The sequence below is a fragment of the Pseudomonas sp. PDM15 genome (genome assembly GCF_014851565.1).
GTDB lineage: Bacteria > Pseudomonadota > Gammaproteobacteria > Pseudomonadales > Pseudomonadaceae > Aquipseudomonas.
In genome coordinates this window covers 283,845-302,080 of sequence record NZ_JACVAA010000005.1, presented here as the reverse complement: position 1 = coordinate 302,080, position 18,236 = coordinate 283,845, and the positions used below count along the sequence as shown (strand labels likewise).

General features: G+C 66.7%; 9 protein-coding genes. 3 read left to right on the top strand and 6 right to left on the bottom strand.

Going from position 1 to position 18,236, the window contains the following annotated elements:
• Positions 1-29 precede the first annotated feature (29 nt).
• The 3 genes from IB232_RS16030 to IB232_RS16020 are packed head-to-tail and all read right to left on the bottom strand — an operon-like array spanning position 30 to position 3,766.
• Positions 30-404, bottom strand: a complete 375-nt coding sequence (locus tag IB232_RS16030) for a PilZ domain-containing protein (protein ID WP_192399602.1) — start codon at positions 402-404, stop codon at positions 30-32.
• Positions 397-2,595, bottom strand: coding sequence for a hypothetical protein (locus IB232_RS16025; RefSeq protein WP_192399601.1), 2,199 nt, complete (start codon positions 2,593-2,595; stop codon positions 397-399). Before IB232_RS16025 ends, IB232_RS16030 begins: the two co-directional genes overlap by 8 nt.
• Positions 2,582-3,766: a DUF3142 domain-containing protein gene (locus tag IB232_RS16020; protein WP_192399600.1), complete on the bottom strand. Its 1,185-nt coding sequence runs from the start codon at positions 3,764-3,766 to the stop codon at positions 2,582-2,584. The genes IB232_RS16025 and IB232_RS16020 overlap by 14 nt, the downstream gene beginning before the upstream one ends.
• A 153-nt stretch (positions 3,767-3,919) precedes the next feature.
• On the opposite strand from IB232_RS16020, the gene IB232_RS16015 reads away from it, so the two are divergent.
• The 3 genes from IB232_RS16015 (at position 3,920) to yjiA (ending at position 7,229) form a co-directional block, all read left to right on the top strand.
• Positions 3,920-5,986 (top strand): carbon starvation CstA family protein, encoded by a 2,067-nt coding sequence (locus IB232_RS16015; RefSeq protein ID WP_192399599.1) that lies wholly within the window; start codon positions 3,920-3,922, stop codon positions 5,984-5,986.
• Position 5,987: 1 nt separating this feature from the next.
• Positions 5,988-6,191 (top strand): YbdD/YjiX family protein, encoded by a 204-nt coding sequence (locus IB232_RS16010; protein WP_043308942.1) that lies wholly within the window; start codon positions 5,988-5,990, stop codon positions 6,189-6,191.
• A 63-nt stretch (positions 6,192-6,254) separates the two neighbouring features.
• Entirely contained in the window at positions 6,255-7,229 is a 975-nt protein-coding gene (gene yjiA, locus IB232_RS16005; RefSeq protein WP_192399598.1) for a GTPase, read from the top strand.
• Between the two features lie 121 nt (positions 7,230-7,350).
• On the opposite strand, the gene IB232_RS16000 is transcribed toward yjiA, so the two are convergent.
• The 3 genes from IB232_RS16000 to IB232_RS15990 form a co-directional block, all read right to left on the bottom strand.
• The gene (locus tag IB232_RS16000; protein WP_192399597.1) at positions 7,351-12,192 is read right to left on the bottom strand and encodes a M10 family metallopeptidase C-terminal domain-containing protein; all 4,842 of its coding nucleotides are present in this window, start codon (positions 12,190-12,192) and stop codon (positions 7,351-7,353) included.
• 254 nt (positions 12,193-12,446) lie between these two features.
• Entirely contained in the window at positions 12,447-13,697 is a 1,251-nt protein-coding gene (glyA, locus tag IB232_RS15995) for a serine hydroxymethyltransferase (RefSeq protein WP_192399596.1), read from the bottom strand.
• A 182-nt stretch (positions 13,698-13,879) separates the two neighbouring features.
• Entirely contained in the window at positions 13,880-17,956 is a 4,077-nt protein-coding gene (locus tag IB232_RS15990; protein ID WP_225592362.1) for an EAL domain-containing protein, read from the bottom strand.
• Between the last annotated feature and the right edge of the window lie 280 nt (positions 17,957-18,236).

Genomic DNA, 18,236 nt, shown 5'->3' with positions numbered 1-18,236 from the left:
GGGCGCCCTTTTTCATGCCACGCCGGAGGTCAGTCGTCCTCTTCGCCCAAGGCGGCCAGTTCGCGTTCCAGCAGGCTCTCGTCGCCCAGGTTGAGCTCGACCAGGCGGCGCAGGTGGCTGATGGAGTCCAGGTCGATGTGCCGGCAGACGAAGCCGAGCAGCTCGTCGCGCGTGCGGGTCAGCACCACTTCCATCTGCAGGCGGGTGTCGGCATCCAGGTTGATGCTGGCGATGAAGGGCTGGTCGGGATCACCGTTCCAGTCGCGCGGGCGCTTCACCAGCAGGCCCTTGAGCGACACATCGTGCAGCGCAACCGTCCAGCGCCGCTCGCCCTGGGTGAGCTCGGTGGCGGCGTCGAAGGCGATGCGCTGGAAGCGCCGACGCTCGGTGGTTGTATCACTCATGACGGGTTTCCTCTGCGGTTTTATCCACTATAGCCAAGGCGCGTCGCCGGCGCTGCCAGTAGATACCTGAGGCGAGCAGCAGCGGCAGACCAAACAGCCAGTATTTGAATGGGCGAAGCGTCTGGCGCACGGCCTGTTCGCGATCCGCCCATAGGCGTTGACGGGCGCTGTCGAAGTCCGGTTCCTGACATTCGAAACCGAAGTTGCTCGCCCATTCCACATAGGGGCCCTGTTTTACATAGCGCTGGTAGTAGCCCTGGGCACCGGCCAGGTCGCGGTAGTTGATCCAGCCGCTGGCCTTGCACAGCACGGCGGCGAACGCCTGGCTGCGTGGCGGCAGATGGTCGGCGGCGCGGTTGGCCAGGTCGGCGGCAACCCAGCGGTAGTGGTAGCGCCGGTTCGGCTGGGCGGCGCTGGCGTTCTGCAGTTGGGCCTCGGCGCTGGTCAGCAGACCGCCGGCCTGCACCGGCTTGGCCAACTCGTTGCCGTAGATACCGTAGTTGCCACCGGCCCAGGCCTCGTCCGGCGACATCTCGTAGCCGAGCAGCTCCATACCCTGTGTGCGGGCCAGCCTGGCTGCCTGGTAGTAGCCCTCGGCCCGACCGATGGCGGTCCAGGCATCGTCGGCCTGCTCGCGCGCCGCGCCATATTCGCGCGCTGCCTGCTGCAGCTCGGCGGCGAAGAAGTAGGGCACGGCCTCGGCGTAGCGACCTTCGCGCAGCAGGCGGCGGCCGAGCAGTTCGCGGATGCGGGTGGCCATGGGGCGCTCCCACAGGTACTGCACCTGGTCAGGCTGCAGTGGCGGCGCGGCGGCCACCTGGGCATCGACGAAGCCTTTCAGCTCATTGGTGCTCAGCACCCGCTCGGCGACCTGGGCGGCGTCCTGCCAATAGATATCGCCGCTGCGGTAGAGCTGCTCGAATGCCTCCAGATAGTCGCCGCGCTCCAGCGCGAGGATGGCCATCTCGCCCTCCACCCGGCAACGTGGCTTGAGCGTTTCGTAGTCCCAGTTCTGCGTGCGCCGCCAGCCCCAGTCCTCTTCGACCGGGAAAGCCTTGGCCGCCTGGGCGTAGGCATGCACGGCGGCGGGCTTGTCACCGGCCTGTAGAGCCAGCTTGGCGCGCAACCACCAGGCCAGACCGCCGTCGCCCGCCTGCTCGACGAAGCGGCGGGCGCTGGCGTAGTCGCCCTGCTGGTAGCTCAGGGCGGCCAGGCGATCGGCGATCTGTGGCTGAATCGACGCGCCCTGCAGCAGCTGCAGAATGCGCTGGCCCTGTGAGCCCTGGTTCTCGTAATCGCCCAGTCGGCTGAACAGCTGCGCCACCAGCAAATGCTGGACTTCCAGCTGGCCCAATAGCGGGCGCAGCTCCTCGTCGCTCATCTGGCCGAGCTGCCCGGTCAGCTGGCGCAGCGAGCTGTAACCGGTGCTCGAGCCCTGCTTGCTCTGGGTGGCATAGAGGCGAATGGCGGTGGCCCAGTCACCCTCGTCCAGGGCCACGCGAGCTTCCTCGCCGAGGCTGGCGACCCCCAGTTCCAACGGGTCATCGAGGCCGGCGGCGCTCATCGCCCGGGCCTGCTGGAAGGCCTGGCGCGCCTGCTGACGCAGCTCGCGCTGGCGCTGCAGGGCGGCAGCTTCGTCGAGCACCGTATCCGGCGCGCTGACTGCCTGCACCGCCAGGGCGCGGCCGAGGGAATAGGCGGCCCAGGTGCTGCGTCGTGCCCGTTCGGCGGCGGGCAGTGCCAGCACGCGCTTGAAGTAGTCGCTGGCCAGGGCCATGTCGTCCTCGGAGAAGGCCACGGCGCCGGCGACATACAGGCGCAGCTCGGGTGGCAGAGCGGCGCCTTCGTCTTCGGCCTGCCGTGCATCGGTCAGGCTGCGCAGGCGGCTGACCAGGGCGAACTGCTCGGCACCGAGCTGTTTCTGTTCGACAACCTCGCGGCTGTCGATGTAGCGCTGGTTGTCGTCGTCCCAGTACGGCTCCAGGGTCGCCTCGCCAGCCTGGCCGAGGCCGGGGATATCCTGCCCGAGGCGAGTGACCTCGAAGGCGAAGTTGCCTTCCGGCATCTCGCTCAGGGCGCCGGCCCGGTCGGAGAGCAGGCGGTAGGGGAAATCCGGACCGCAGGCCTGGGCGGCACCGAGCGGCAGCAGCGCGCCTATGGCCAGGGCCAGCAGGGTTTTAGAACTGCACATGCATGCCTCCTTGATCGATCCGTTCGCAGCGCGCCCAACCCAGGGCGCGGTGTTCGCCGGCATCCAGCCGGCCGTCGCGCTGGCGCACGAAGGCCAGGCCCTCGGCGCTGCGTTCCAGGCGGTAATCGCCCACGGCGTCGGCCGCCGCGCAGGCCCGGGCCGGCAGCTCGATGCGGTCGGGCAGCGGGCTGGCCAGGGTGCCATTGTTGAATAGTTGCAGTTGGCTGAAACCGTTGTGCTGCTGGCGCTGCAGCGCCAGGGCCGGCACCAGGGGCTGGCCGCGCACCACCGCCAGCAGGGTGGGCAGCGGCCAGGCGCGGCGGTCGCCGGCCAGCGGCAGGCGGAACCAGATGATGCCGGCCAGATGTGACGGCGGTTCCTTGCGCAGGTCGGCCAGCAGCTCGCTGACCTCCTGTGGATCGGCGCGCAGCTCGCGGCGCGGGCCACCCTGGCGCAGCGGTGTCTCGCTCTCCACCTGGCCATCTGCGGTGAGGGCCACTCCGTAGGCGGGCAGGGCCAGGTGGAAGGGCTTGTCGCTGCGCTCGCCGTAGCTCTCCGCCCAGTCCAGCGCCTGCTCGGGATCGAACAGGCCATCCTGCGGGTCGCGCACGGCATGCACCTGCAGCACCGAGCTGTCGACGGCGGCTAGCACCTCGTCCAGGGCCGGGCTGTCGAGCCAGGCGGGCAGGGCGGTGATGCTCAGTCCGAGTTCGGCCGGCAGCTGCCGGCGCAGCTCGCGCAGCAGCGCTGCGTAGGCCGGCAGGCGCGCGGTGGCGCAGTCGTGATCGATCTCCAGGCCCTGCAGGCGCAGGCCGGCGCCGCGCCAGTCGTGCAGCAGCCTGGCGATCTGCCGGCCGATCTCGGTGGAGTCGAGCTGCGCCAGCTGGCCGTCCAGGCGCACCACGGCGATCAGCGGGCGGTCGTCGCGCTTGAGCAGTGGCAGGTCGACGCGGGCGCGGCTCCAGCCGGCCTGCGGGTGGGCCTGCAAGGCCAGCACGCGCAGGCTGGAGAAGTCGGCGCGGCTCTGCGCGAGTGCCTCGGCGTGGGCCGGGCGCCACTGGCGTTGCCAGATATACAGCTGCTGATGCAGCGGCGCGGCGCTTTCCTCGGCGCAGCCGAGCAGGCCGGTAAGGAGCAGGGCGATAACGGGGCGGTAAAGGTGATGAAGCATGCGGCGTAGCATCCTGGCGGTCGCCGAAAAGGGCGCTAGTTTACCCCCGTTGTCGGCGCCGAGATGCGCACTAGACCAAGGTCGAATAATGCAGGTGCGATCCAGCGTCTAAGCTTCAGCGGCAGCCTGTCTGTCCATTGGTTAGGAGTAATCATGAACAATAACAATAGCCTGCTGCGCCACCTGCCCTGGGCAGTGCTGGCAGTGGTAGGTGCCTGTGCCTTGGGTGTCGTGGCGCTGCGCCGCGGCGAAGCCATCAACGCGTTGTGGATAGTGGTGGCGGCCGTCTCCCTCTATCTCGTTGCCTACCGCTACTACAGCCTGTTCATCGCCAGCAAGGTGATGCAGCTGGACCCGACTCGCGCCACTCCGGCGCTGCTCAACAATGATGGTCTGGACTATGTGCCGACCAACAAGCACATCCTCTTCGGTCACCACTTCGCCGCCATCGCCGGTGCCGGCCCGCTGGTCGGTCCGGTGCTCGCCGCGCAGATGGGTTACCTGCCCGGCACGCTGTGGCTGATCGCCGGCGTGGTGCTGGCCGGTGCGGTGCAGGACTTCATGGTCCTGTTCATCTCCACACGGCGTAACGGCCGCTCGCTGGGCGAGCTGGTGCGCGAGGAGATGGGCCAGATACCGGGCACCATCGCCCTGTTCGGCGCCTTCCTGATCATGATCATCATCCTCGCGGTGCTCTCGCTGATCGTGGTCAAGGCCCTGGCCGAAAGCCCATGGGGCATGTTCACGGTAATGGCGACCATCCCCATTGCGGTGTTCATGGGCGTGTACATGCGCTACATCCGTCCGGGCCGCATCGGTGAGATCTCGGTGATCGGCGTGATCCTGCTGCTGGCCTCGATCTGGGCGGGCGGCCAAGTAGCCGCGGACCCGACCTGGGGCCCGGCCTTCACCTTCACCGGTGTGCAGATCACCTGGATGCTGATCGGCTATGGCTTCGTCGCCGCCGTGCTGCCGGTGTGGCTGATCCTCGCCCCGCGTGACTACCTGTCGACCTTCCTCAAGATCGGCACCATCATCGCCTTGGCCATCGGCATTCTGGTGGTCATGCCCGAGCTGAAGATGCCGGCACTGACCCAGTTCACCGACGGCACCGGCCCGGTGTGGAAGGGCACTCTGTTCCCCTTCCTGTTTATCACCATCGCTTGTGGGGCCGTCTCGGGTTTCCATGCGCTGATCAGCTCCGGCACCACGCCCAAGCTGCTGGCCAACGAGTCGCACGCCCGCTACATCGGCTACGGCGGCATGCTGATGGAGTCGTTCGTCGCCATCATGGCCATGGTCGCCGCCTCGGTGATCGAGCCGGGCGTGTACTTCGCCATGAACAGCCCGGCCGCCGTGGTCGGCTCCGATGCTGCCGCCGTGGCTGCCACCGTCAGCAGCTGGGGCTTCGCCATCACGCCTGACGCGTTGGAAGCCGTGGCCAAGGACATCGGCGAGCACACCATCCTGGCCCGTGCCGGTGGTGCGCCGACCCTGGCCGTGGGGATTGCGCAGATCCTCCACAGCGTTCTGCCGGGCGAGAACACCATGGCGTTCTGGTATCACTTCGCCATTCTGTTCGAGGCGCTGTTCATTCTGACGGCGGTGGATGCAGGGACGCGCGCGGGTCGCTTCATGCTGCAGGACCTGCTCGGCAACTTCGTGCCGGCCCTGAAGAAGACCGAATCCTGGGGCGCCAACGTGATCGCCACCGCCGGCTGCGTGGCGATGTGGGGCTGGCTGCTGTATCAGGGCGTGGTCGATCCGCTGGGCGGCATCAACACCCTGTGGCCGCTGTTCGGCATCTCCAACCAGATGCTCGCCGGTATCGCCCTGATGCTCGGCAGCGTGGTGCTGATCAAGATGAAGCGTCAGCGCTACGTCTGGGTCACCCTGGTGCCGGCCTGCTGGCTGCTGATCTGCACCACCACCGCCGGCCTGATCAAGCTGCTCGACCCGAACCCGGCCGTCGGCTTCCTGGCCCTGGCCAAGAAGTACAGCGATGCGCTGGACGCCGGTCAGGTCCTGGCCCCGGCCAAGGACATCGGCCAGATGCAGCATGTGATCTTCAACGCCTACACCAACTCGGTGCTGACCGTGCTGTTCCTGTTCGTGGTGCTCAGCGTGCTGTTCTACGCGATCAAGGTCGGCCGCGCCGCCTGGGTCAAACCAGAGCGCACGGACAAGGAAACCCCGTTCCAGCCGATTCCGGACGCCTGATATGTTCAATGACCTGAGTCGCATGGGTAAGTACCTCGGGCAGGCCGCCCGCATGCTGGTGGGCATGCCCGACTACGACAACTACGTGGAACATATGGCCAAGAAGCATCCGGATAAGCCGGTGATGAGCTACGAGGCGTTCTTCCGCGAACGCCAGGAAGCTCGCTATGGCGGAGGCAAAGGCAGACCTATTCGCTGTTGTTGATAGACTCCCCCGTACCTCCACGCGCCACGCCTAGTCGTGGCGCGTGTCATTTTGGAGATCGCGATGTATCCCGAACCCATTCCCGTCACCGTACTCACCGGCTTCCTCGGTGCCGGCAAGACCACCCTGCTGCGCCATATGCTGCAGGCCGAGCACGGCCTCAAGCTGGCGGTGATCGAGAACGAATTCAGCGACACGCCGATCGATGGCCAGCTGCTCGGCAGCAAGCCGGTCGAGCTGCTGACCCTGGCCAACGGCTGCGTGTGCTGCTCGATCCACGTCGAGCTGGAGAAGGCCCTGTACCTGCTGCTGGACAAGCTGGACGCCGGCGAGCTGGCCTTCGACCGCCTGGTAATCGAGTGCACCGGCCTGGCCGACCCGGCGCCGGTGGCGCAGACCTTCTTCGCCGACGAGGAGCTGGCCCAGCGCTATGTGCTGGACGGCATCGTCACCCTGGTCGACGCGGTGAACGCCGAGCGCCACCTGCAGGAAACCATCGCCCAGGCCCAAGTCGGTTTTGCCGACCGCATCCTGCTGAGCAAGACCGACCTGGCCGACGCGCAGCAGGTCGAGGCATTGAGCCAACGCCTGCAGCGGATCAATCGCCGTGCGCCGATTCGCGTGGTCGAGCATGGCCGCATCGACCTAGCCGAGCTGCTGGACATCCGCGGTTTCAATCTAAACGCCGATATCGCTCCGGCGCTGACCCTGCGGCCCCTGGTGCCGGCGGGCCAGACGGCGGACCGCATCGCCACCCTGGTGCTGAAGAGCGAACGGGCGCTGGATCTCGACAAGCTCAGCGCCTTCATGGAGCGCCTGTTGGAGCAGCACGGCAACGCACTGCTGCGCTACAAGGGCGTGCTGGCGGTGGCCGGCGATGAACGCCGCCTGGTGTTCCAGGGCGTGCTGGGCCTGTACGGCTTCGACTGGGACGAGCCCTGGGCCGAGGGTGAAGTCCGCGAAAGCGTGCTGTTGTTCATCGGCGATAACCTGCCCGAAGAGCAGATCCGCGCGGGCTTTGCCGAGGTGATGGCCTAGGGCGCATCGGTTTCGTAGGGTGGATGTCGCCTTGTACATCCACCAGCGGAGCCGACGGTGGAGCGATACCGCGTGCCCGCCACCGCCCCGGTCGCCATAAGTTGCCGGTGGCCTGGGCCGCTCAGCCGAGCAGGTCGTTCTGCGAGAACTCCGTTACCCCGAGCAGCCGGATGGTGAACTCCGCCGCGCTGTCTGCATTGATGCTGCCGTACAGCGCGCCGTCGGCGAAGCGCAGCTGGCCGGTGGCATCCGTAGCACTGAAGTCCTGGTTGCCGATGAACTCGAAGGCCTCCCGCGCAGCGGTCAGCGGGTTGGCGTCCAGTGCCGAGAAGTCGATGCGATCCCCCTCGCCGCCATTGAAGCCGCTGATCAGGTCTGCCAGGTCGCCCAGGCCGAGATCGCTCAGTGAGGTAAACACGTAGCGATCCGCCCCGGCGCCGCCATTCAGGCCGTCGGCCCCGCTGCCGCCGTGGAGCACGTCATTGCCGTCCCCGCCGTTGAGCACATCGTTACCCGCCCCGCCGCGCAGGATGTTGTCGTTGGCATCGCCGGTCAGGTTGTCGGCATAGTCACTGCCGATCAGGTTCTCCAGGCTGCGTAGCGAGTCGAAGCCAGAGCCGCCGGTGTTCTGTGCCGCGGAGGTGGTCAGCCTGACCGTCACGCCGGCTTCGGCGAAGGCGTAGGACAGCGTGTCGTTGCCGCCGGCGCCGTTGATCACGTTGTCGCCGCTGCTGGCGTAGAGGGTGTTGTCCTGGGCATTGCCGGTGCCATTGGAGTTGCCCGGCGCCATAAGATAGAGCTCCTCGAGGTTGTACGACAGGGTGTAGGTGGAGGCGCTGCTGAACACCCGGTCGAAACCGGCGTTGCTGCCCTCCATGACCCGATCGGCCGCATCGTCGACGTAGTAGGTGTCCGAGCCCTTGCCGCCGAGGAGAACGTCCACCCCAGCGCCGCCGTCGAGCACGTTGTTCGCGTCGGTGCCGCTGATGATGTTGGCGAGGCTGTTGCCGGTGCCGTTGAGTGCCTGACCGGTCAGCATCAGGTTCTCCAGGTTGGCGCCGAGCGCCCAGTCGATGGACGACACGACGGTGTCGCAATCCTCGGCGCCCGTGCCGTTCTCGATCACGGCGTCGCCGGGGTTGTCGACCACGTATATGTCGCTGCCGTCATAGCCTTCCATGTAGTCGGCGCCCTTGCCGCCGTCGAGCGTGTCGGCATAGGGGCTGCCTATCAGCACGTCGTCTGTTGCGTCGCCGATGAGGTTGTGGGACGGGTACATGCGGATCGCGTCGGGGTCGTTGTTGTCGTCGGGGTCGCTCGTGAAGCCCAGGTCGTTGGCGATGAAGTCGGCCAGGCGTTGCCCGATGATTTCGCTGGCGTCGTCGTGCATGTGCCAGACGTCGTAGTAGTAGTTCAGCGGGTCCACTTCGTAGCGCATCGGCAGGTCGGTGTAGTCGACGGCGATCTTGATGTCGCTGCGCTCGGCAGCCATTTCCATCTGTGCCTGGCGGATGGCCTGGGTACCCTCGACCACCCTGGCGATTTCCTCGGGGGTAAAGCCGCGCAGGTCGGCGCCCTGTTGCTGGTAGTCACCGGTGAGCATCACGTAGAACACCGCGTCCGGGGTTCCCAGCTGGGCCTTGAGGTAGTCGAAGACTTTCAGCGTATTGGCCTTGTACAGTTCGATTGCCGCGGCCTTGTCCGTGGCGTCGGCGTAGGTCATGGCATCGTCTTCACCCTGGCCCCAGACCATGGCGAAGGTGACCGGGCCCAAGGCCTGCAGCGATGCCAGCTGGTTGCTGAGGTTGGCCACGGCATTCAGCAGCGCCTGCCCGGGCGCATCGGTGTCGCTGTACCACCACGACTTGGCCCGTTCCGCCTCGCTGGCCGTCGAGCGCCCGGTGACCGTACTGCCGCCGACCGCAATGTCGATCGGCTCTCCCTCCGCGTCGGAGAACAGGCTCTCCACCCGGTCAAAGTCGGTGTAGAGCTCCAGCTGCTTGATCATCTCGGTGATGCCAGAGTCATCGTCCTCGCCCTGCATGCGCAGCGCACGGGAGTTGGACTGGCCCAGGGTGGGAATGAACAGGGTGGTCTGCGGGGTGGGATCGGCAAAGATGAAGTCGGCTTCGCTGAGGGTGCCGATGTGGTTGCCGTTGAGGGCGAGTTCGAAGGTGTTGCCGTCGGCGTCTGGCTCGCGGGACTTGATCGAGGTCTTGGTGCCGGTGTCGTTGAGCGTAAGGTAGATGCTGTTGCCGTAGCCGTTGCCCAACCCGGTGATGCCCAGGGCGGACAGGTCGATCTTGTCCACGCCCACCGTGAAGTCGGTGATGGTGTCGGCAGCGCCGATGTCCGCGGGGCCGTAGTTGCGGAAGCTGTCGAGCAGCTCGGTGAAGCGGAAGATATCGGCGCCCTCGCCACCGCTGAGGACATCCTTGCCGGCACCGCCATCGATCAGGTCGGCGCCGCCGCCGCCAATGATCTTGTCCGCACCGGCATGGCCGAGGAGCACCTCGCTGGCATCGGTGCCGGTCAGAACGTCATCGCCGGGAGTGCCGACCGGTGTCTGCGGCTCCCCAGGCGTGGTATCCGGCGCTGGCGGTGGTGGGGTAACCAGGAACAGGTTGCTGCCGTTGAGGGTATCGAGGTGGTTGCCGTTGAGGGCCAGCTCGAAACGGTCGCCGTTGGCGTCGGTTTCCAGCGAGCGCAGGTAGGTGCGGTCGCTGGCGGCGCTGTAGCTGAGCGCCAGGGTGCCGTTGAGCCCGTTGCCCAGGCTGCTGAAGCCGAGGGCGCTGAGGTCGATGCGGTCGGTGGTGGGGTCGAAGTCGGTGATCAGGTCGTTGCTCGGGCTGCCGTTGCGGTAGCTGTCGTGCAGCGTGTCGAAGCGGAAGGTGTCCACACCCTCGCCGCCGGTCAGGGTGTCGCGCCCCAGCCCACCGACCAGCGTGTCGTGCCCCGTGCCGCCCACCAGGGTATCGGCGCCGTCCAGGCCGAGCAGGGTTTCATTGGCGGCGGTGCCGATCAGCCGGTCGTTGCCTGTGCTGCCGTGCAGGGTCGGAGCGCCTGCTGGCGCCTCGTTGACCAGCAACTGGAAGGTGTCGGCGAGGCTGCCGCCGCGGCCATCGCTGGCGCTCACCCTGATCTCGTAGAGGCCGGCGTTGCCGAGCCCGGACAGGCCATTGAACGTCAGGGTGGCGGCGTTGAATGTCAGCCAGGACGGCAGGGCCGTGCCGTTGCCTAGGGTGGCCTGGTAGCTCAGCGTGTCGCCGTCGGGATCGGAGAAGCTGGTGGGTGAGAGGCCGAAGCTGAACACCTGGTTTTCGCTGATGGCCTGGTCCGCCACGGCCTGGTGGAGAACCGGCGCCGCGTTGGTGGCCACGTTGCCATTGAACAGGATGTTGGCGGAACTGAGGGTGCTCAGATGGTTGCCCTGGATGGCCAGCTCGAAATGGCGGCCGTCGGCGCCGCCTTCCAGCGAGCTCATGTAGGTGCGGTCGCTGGCACTGCTGTAGCTCAGGCGCAGGGTGCCGTTGAGGCCGTTGCCGAGCGCGCTGAAGCCCAGTTCGGAGAGGTCGATGCGATCCACGGCGGCATCGAAATCGATGATGTGGTCACTGAACGCGCCGCTGCCGGTGCGGTAGCTGTCCGTCGGTGCATCGTAGCGGAAGATGTCCGCGCCGCTGCCACCGGTGAGCGTGTCGCGTCCGCTGCCGCCGACCAGTACATCGTCGCCTGCGCCGCCGGCCAGCGAGTCGTCGCCGCCCAGGCCGAGCAGGCGCTCGTCGGCTTCGCCGCCGATCAGTCTGTCCTTGTCCTCGCTGCCCACGACCTGAGCCAGCAGCTGGTTGCTGGGATCGCTGGACAGCCGGCTGTCTGCCGCATGCAGCAGGGCCTGGCCGCTGAGCATCGCTTCGATCTGGTTGGCGTAGACGCCGGTGGCGTGGCTGCCATCGTCTGCCTCCAACACGCCGTAGGTGGAGCCGGGGCCGCCGCTGATCAGGTTCTGTTCGATGAGGTTGTCGCTGGAGACAACCGCAGTGCCGTCGCTGTCATCGGCCTGGATCAGGATTTCCGGCCCGGGGCTCGCCTGGGCGTTGCCCTGCAGCTGGTTGGCGATGATCTGGCTGTAGCTGGCGCCAGAGAGGAGGATGCCCGGACCGTCGTTGCCGGCAATCAGCGCGCCTTCCAGGCGCACCTCGCTGGTTTGCTGCAGGGCAATGCCGGCCTGCCCGTTGTCGTGCAGCTCGCCGCCAAGAATGAGCAGGGGGGAGTTCGGTAGCGTGGCCAGGTCGCCCTCGACCAGCACACCGTTGCCGCCATTGGCGAAGGCATCGTTGTTGGTGAAGGTCAGGGCCGAATGGCTGGTGTCGAGGGCAAAGCCATTGCCCTCGTTGCCATAGGCCTGATTGTCGGTGAAGCGGCTGTGGTCCGCGTCGGTGCTGGCGAAGCCATCCAGGCCATTGCCCTGGGCCACGCTCTCCTTTATCAGCAGGTTGCTGGTCTGGCCGTCGATGCGAAAGCCGCTTCCCGAAACGTCGCGGACTTCCACCCGCTCCAGGCTCATGTTGCTGCTGACGCCCGCCGGGTTGGCGGCGAGGTGCCAGCCGTTGACTTCGCCGCTGCTGTGGTCGCGGTTGCCGTCCAGGCTCAGGTCGCTGATGCCGACGCCCTGCAGCACTTCGCCGGCGGGTGAGCCAATCATGCCCATGATGGGCACGGCGGAGCCGTCCACCAATTTGATCACGGTGCTGCCCATGCCATCGCCGATCAGGTCGACCTGGCTGTGCATGGTCAGGCAGTTGCCGGACCCCGCGCCGTCGCCGCTGACCCGGTAGACCCCTTCCGGCAGATAGACCACACCGCCTCCAGCGGTGAAAGCGGCATCGATAGCAGCCTGGATTGCCGCGCTGTCATCGGTTAAACCATCACCCAGTGCCCCGTAATCCCTCACGTCGAAAACCATGGTTCAGTCCCCCGGTTGTCCGCCGCTTTGTAATAACGGTTCGGATTGAAGGAACATGGTTTAAGGCCTTTCCCACAGCCTGGCGACGACCTTCCGTCAGAGAATTGGCCAGAAAGCTTGGTTGTGTCGATTTACCGATCCAACGTTTTGATAGATATGCTTATTTATTCTTCCTAACCGGCTTGTCAGGAAAACGGCACGGGCACAAAAAAGCCCGGCAATTGCCGGGCTCCTTGTCACGACTTTGACGCCAGTTATCCGTATACCGGCAGCTTGGCGCAGACGGCCTTGACCTTCTCGCGTACCGCGTCGACCACGGACTCGTCGCCCATGTTCTGCAGGATGTCGCAGATCCAGCCGGCCAGTTCCTTGCACTCGGCTTCCTTGAAGCCGCGGGTGGTGACGGCCGGGGTACCGATGCGCAGGCCGGAGGTGACGAAGGGCGAACGCGGGTCATTCGGCACGCTGTTCTTGTTCACGGTGATGAAGGCACGACCCAGGGCGGCGTCGGCGTCCTTACCGGTGATGTCCTGCTTGATCAGGGACAGCAGGAACAGGTGGTTCTGGGTGCCGCCGGAGACCACATCGAAACCGCGCTCGATGAACACGCTGGCCATGGCCTGGGCGTTCTTCACCACTTGCTGCTGGTAGGCCTTGAACTCGGGCTGCAGGGCTTCCTTGAAGCAGATGGCCTTGGCGGCGATCACGTGCTCCAGCGGGCCACCCTGGGCGCCCGGGAAGACGGCGGAGTTGAGCTTCTTCTCGATCTCTTCGTTCTTGCGAGCGAGGATCAGGCCGCCGCGCGGGCCGCGCAGGGTCTTGTGGGTGGTGGTGGTGACCACGTCGGCGAAGGGTACCGGATTCGGGTACACGCCGGCGGCGACCAGACCGGCCACGTGGGCCATGTCGACGAACAGGTAGGCACCGACCTTGTCGGCGATGGCGCGGAAGCGGGCGAAGTCCAGCACCTGGGAATAGGCAGAGAAGCCGGCAACGATCATCTTCGGCTTGTGCTCGATGGCCAGGCGCTCGACTTCGTCGTAGTCGATCAGGCCGGCGTCGGTGATGCCGTACTGCACAGCGTTGTACAGCTTGCCGGAGGAGGAAACGGAGGCGCCGTGGGTCAGGTGGCCGCCGTGGGCCAGGCTCATGCCGAGGATGGTGTCACCGGCCGACAGCAGGGCCAGGTAGACGGCGGCGTTGGCCTGGGAGCCGGCATGCGGCTGGACGTTGGCGTAGTCGGCGCCGAACAATTCCTTGGCGCGGTCGATGGCCAGCTGCTCGACCACGTCGACGTACTCGCAACCACCGTAGTAGCGCTTGCCCGGGTAGCCTTCGGCGTACTTGTTGGTCAGCACGCTGCCCTGGGCTTCCATTACCGCCGGGCTGGTGTAGTTCTCGGAGGCGATCAGTTCGATGTGATGCTCCTGGCGCTGGGCTTCCTGCTCCATGGCGGCAAAGAGTTCTGCATCGTAGCGGGCAATGGTCAAATCACGGCTGAACATGGTGGTCACCTGATCAATCAGCGGGCGGTAGTAAGAGTCTGTAAACGACGCATGGCGCGAGGCGCAGCGATCATCAACAGGTTCTAAGGAAGGCGCGCATTCTACCCGATGTGTCGCGCGCTGGCACATGAATGGCGGTCAAGTGCCGGACAAGCGGGCCTCACGCGGCCCGCTGCCGCCACTCACGTCAGCATGAACAGGGCGTTGCCGCCGAACTGGGCCTCGAACTGGGCGGCCGCCATCGGCTTGCCGAACAGGTAGCCTTGCACCTCGTCGCAGTCGTGGTCGCGCAGGAAGTCCAGCTGCGCCTGGGTCTCTACGCCTTCGGCGATCACCGCCAGTCCCAGGCTGTGGGCCATGGCGATGATGGCGCGGGCGATCTGGCCATCCTGCTCGCCCTCGGGCAGGCCGTCGACGAAGCTGCGGTCGATCTTCAGCACGTCGATGGGGAACTGCTTGAGGTAGTTGAGCGAGCTGTAGCCGGTGCCGAAGTCGTCCACCGCGATGCACAGGCCAAGCTTCTTCAGGCTGGCCAGCACCTGCATGGTCTCGCCGACGTCGTTCATCAGGATGCTCTCGGTCAGCTCCAGTTCCAGGCAGGCCGGCGGCAGGCCGCTGGCGCCGAGGATGCGCGAGATGCGCATGCCCAGCTGGCCGTCGCCGAACTGGCGGGCGGAGAGGTTGACCGAGACCTTGGGCACTCGCACTTTCGCGTCGTGCCAGGCTTTGAGCTGGCGGCAAGCCTGGGCGAGCACCCAGTCGCCGACCTGGGCGATCAGGCCCAGCTCTTCCAGCACCGGGATGAACTCGTTGGGCGCCACCAGGCCGCGGCGCGGATGCTGCCAGCGCAGTAGGGCCTCGACGCCGGTCAGGCGCTTGCCGTCGCTGGACAGCTGCGGCTGGTAATAAAGGAGGAACTGGTTCTGCTCCAGGGCATGGCGCAAGTCGCTCTCCAGCTCCAGGCGCTGCAGCGCGGTGGCGTTCATCTCGGCCTGGTAGAACTGGAAGTTGTTCTTGCCGCGTTCCTTGGCGTGGTACATCGCCGTGTCGGCGTTCTTCATCAGCTGGCTAAGCTCGTCGCCGTCCTGCGGTGCCAGAGCGATTCCGATACTGGCGGTGACGAAGAACTCGCGGCCCTGCAGGACGAACGGCTGGGCCAGGCTGGCGAGGATCTGCTCGGCCACGTGGATGGCGCGGTTGAGCGCGCCGGCGCGGGTGTTGCGCGCCTGCAGCAGCAGGGTGAATTCGTCGCCGCCCATGCGCGCCACCGTGTCGTCCTCGGCGACGCAGGCGGCCAGGCGCACGGCCACGTCCTTGAGCATGCGGTCGCCGGCGGCATGGCCGAGGGAGTCGTTGATCGGCTTGAAGCGGTCCAGGTCGAGGAACATCAGCACCACCCACTCGTCATGCCGTTCGGCATGCTGCAGGGCGGTGTGCAGGCGGTCCTGGAACAGCGTGCGGTTGGGCAGCAGGGTCAGGGCGTCGTAGTAGGCCAGGCGGTGGATGCGCTGTTCGCTGGCCTTGCGCTCGCTGATGTCGTTGAAGAAGCACACGTAGCTGGCCAGGTCGCCGTCCTCGTCGTGCACCGCGGTGATGCCGACCCAGGCCGGGAACTGCTCGCTGTTCTTGCGCTTGAGCCACAGCTCACCCTCCCAGCTGCCGTGCTGATTGAGCTGGGTGAGGATGTAGGCGAACTGGGCGGCCTGCTGGCGGTCGGCGGTGAGCATGCCCGGCAGTTGGTCGAGCACCTCGGCGCCGGCATAGCCGGTGAGGCGCTGGAAGGTCTCGTTGATGCGCACGATGTAGCCGGCCGGGTCGGTGACCAGAATCGCCGCCGTGGAGTGCTCGAATACGGTGGCGGCCATGCGCAGGTCGCGCTCGGCGCGGCGCTGCTGGGTGATGTCGCGGCCGATGCCGAGCACGCCCTCGAAGCGGTCCTGTTCGTCCCACATCAGCGACAGGCGCATCTCCACGGTGATCTTGCGGTCGTCGGCGCGCAGGCAGTCGAAGATGAAGGTACGCCCGGCCAGGCTGGCCTGCAGGCGGGCCAGCTTGTCCGCCTCGTTGAGGGAGCCGCGCAACTGTTCGATCAGCTGCAGTAGGCTGGCCAACTGGCGCGGATTGGTCACGGTGCCGAGCAGGCCGTTGTCCAGCAGCCATTCCGGGCTGTAGCCGAAGAAGCTCTCGGCCGACGGGCTGACGTAGTTGAGCTGCAGCGTGTTGTCGGTGGACAGGATCACGTCGCTGATGCTCTCCGCCAGCAGACGGTAGCGCCGTTCGCTGTCACTCAGGCTGGCCCGGGCGGCTATCTCGCCGGTGATGTCCTTGGCCACGCCGATCAGCCGGCTGACCCGGCCGTGGCGGTCGCGGCTGAGGGCGTGCTCGCGGATGTCGAACCAGTGCCAGCTGCCGTCACGGTGGCGCCAGCGCAGCTGGAAGTGCAGCTGCTGACCCTGGCCGACCACCTTCTGCAGGTTGCGCAGGCGCTGGTACAGCTCGACGTCGTCGGGGTGCAGGATCTTTTCCCACAGCTTGTCGCCGAAGCGGCGCATCTCTTCCTTGCTGTAGCCCAGGTCCGGGCCCAGGCGGTTGTTGCTGAACATCACCCGCATGGTGCTCATGTCGTGCACGTAGAGGGTGTCCGGCACCGAACGCAGCACGTCGGACCAGAAGCGCTCGCGCTCCACCAGCGACAGCTCCACGCGCTTGCGGCTGGTGATGTCGTGCACGCTGAGGGTCACCGCACGCAGCTCGTCGCGGCTCTCGGGCAGCTGCAGGTTGAGCCACACGTAGCGCTCGTGGCCCTGCGGCGTGTGCATGCGGCTCTCGACCATCATGTCGCGCTCGCCGTCGAGCAGGGTGGTGATCAGCGCATGGCGGGCGCCGCCCTGGCGCAGCGGGGCGTAGCCGATCAGGTGTTCCCAGACCTGCTCTGGGCTGTCCACTCCAAGCAGTTGCAGGGCCACCTTGTTCACTTCACTGATGTGGATGCGCTGCAGCAGCTCGACATGGCGCTGCGGGTCCACGCTCAGCCAGGTCTGCAGCTGGCCGCTGTGCTCCAGGCCCTGGGCGTCGAGGAAGAGGCGCAGGTCGAGCAGGTCGAGCACGCAGAGGGCCACGCCGCTGCCCTCGAAGATGTCCTGGTAGCGCCGGCGCGTGTCTTCCAACACGTGCAGGGCCTGGCGCTCCTCGGTCACGTCGCGCAGGACCCAGGCGCGGCCCGGTTCGGGGTTGTCGGTGTAGAGGGCGTGACAGGTCACGTCGAACAGGCGCCGCTCGCCGTCGAGCAGCACCTCGATGGGCTCGGCCTGCTCGTGGAAGGCGCTCTCCAGCCAGGGCGCCAGCGCCGGCAGCAGCTGCAGCACGTGCATCTCGCTGGCGGTGGCCAGATCCAGGCCAAACATCCGCTCGGCGCGCGGATTGAGGTAGCTGATATGGCCGTCGGGCTGGGTCACCAGCACGCGCTCATCGATGGCGCCAAGGGCGCCGATGGCGTCTTCCATCGAGCGACGCGACAGCGCGTGGTAGGCGCGCAGGCGGTTCTGCTCGCGCAGCAGGCCGAACAGGGCGAGCAGGGCCAGGGCGCCGCAGAGGATGAACAGCAGCAGCTTGCTGGCCTGGCGCGGCAGCAGCTCGGCGCGCAGGGTGTCGGCGTCGAACAGGGGCACCAGTTTCCAGTCGCTGCCCGTCACCGGCAGCTCGGCGATGATCTGCCCCCTCTCGCTGGCGCTGAGCTGGGCGGCTCCCTCGTTCACGGGCTGGCGCAGCATCACCTGGCCACTGCGGGTGTCCAGCAGCAGCCAGGGCGTCTCGCCGGTCTGTGCCGGCAACCAGTTGCGCAGGGCCTGGTCCCGCAGGCGCACGCGCCAGCCGCCCTGGTGATCCGCGCGCGGCAGGTCGAGCAGCAGCAGGCCGCTGTCCTGGGCGAAGTGATAGGGCTGGTCGTCGACGAAGGGCGTCTGATCACCAAGGGTTGGCTGGCTGTCTTCCAGTCGTTTGCCGCTGGCATCGAACCACGCCAGGCTGTGCAGGGCCGGGAAGATGCCGCGCAGCCGCTGCAGCAATGCGCTCTGGTCGTCCGCCGTGAGCGGCTGGTCCGCCGCGCTGGCGAGGAAGGCCAGGCCAGCCTCGGCCTTGAGGCGCATGGTCAGGCCCAGGTGGTTGCGCTGCTGCTCGGCGTGGTCCAGATGATGGCGCCGCTCGCTCTGCTCCTGATTGCTGGCCTCTTGCTGCAGCTGCCACAGCAGCAGGCCGAGCATCAGCGCGACCAGCAACGCCAGGGCGCCCTTCAGCGAGCCACGGTGAGGCCGGGCGAGCGGGTCGCCAGAGGAGCGGGAGGAAGAACGGGGGCGGGATCGTGACACGCGTATAACCCTGCTGATACAGCTGCCGGATCGGGGCCTTGCCTGGCAATCGGAACCGCGTAGCATGCCCGGAAAAGCGGCCAAGTGCTATCACTGTCCATCGGGTACGGTTTGCCCCTCCGGGAGCATTCCGGTAGCTTTGCCGCACGCGCGTGGGCGCGCGGAGCTATGATGC

What these genes read in the sequence shown, in the direction of transcription:
- IB232_RS16030 (WP_192399602.1), bottom strand. Translation starts at nt 404, where the DNA reads ATGAGTGATACAACCACCGAGCGTCGGCGCTTCCAGCGCATCGCCTTC.
- IB232_RS16025 (WP_192399601.1), bottom strand. Translation starts at nt 2,595, where the DNA reads ATGTGCAGTTCTAAAACCCTGCTGGCCCTGGCCATAGGCGCGCTGCTG.
- IB232_RS16020 (WP_192399600.1), bottom strand. Translation starts at nt 3,766, where the DNA reads ATGCTTCATCACCTTTACCGCCCCGTTATCGCCCTGCTCCTTACCGGC.
- IB232_RS16015 (WP_192399599.1), top strand. Translation starts at nt 3,920, where the DNA reads ATGAACAATAACAATAGCCTGCTGCGCCACCTGCCCTGGGCAGTGCTG.
- IB232_RS16010 (WP_043308942.1), top strand. Translation starts at nt 5,988, where the DNA reads ATGTTCAATGACCTGAGTCGCATGGGTAAGTACCTCGGGCAGGCCGCC.
- yjiA (WP_192399598.1), top strand. Translation starts at nt 6,255, where the DNA reads ATGTATCCCGAACCCATTCCCGTCACCGTACTCACCGGCTTCCTCGGT.
- IB232_RS16000 (WP_192399597.1), bottom strand. Translation starts at nt 12,192, where the DNA reads ATGGTTTTCGACGTGAGGGATTACGGGGCACTGGGTGATGGTTTAACC.
- glyA (WP_192399596.1), bottom strand. Translation starts at nt 13,697, where the DNA reads ATGTTCAGCCGTGATTTGACCATTGCCCGCTACGATGCAGAACTCTTT.
- IB232_RS15990 (WP_225592362.1), bottom strand. Translation starts at nt 17,956, where the DNA reads ATGCTCGGCCTGCTGCTGTGGCAGCTGCAGCAAGAGGCCAGCAATCAG.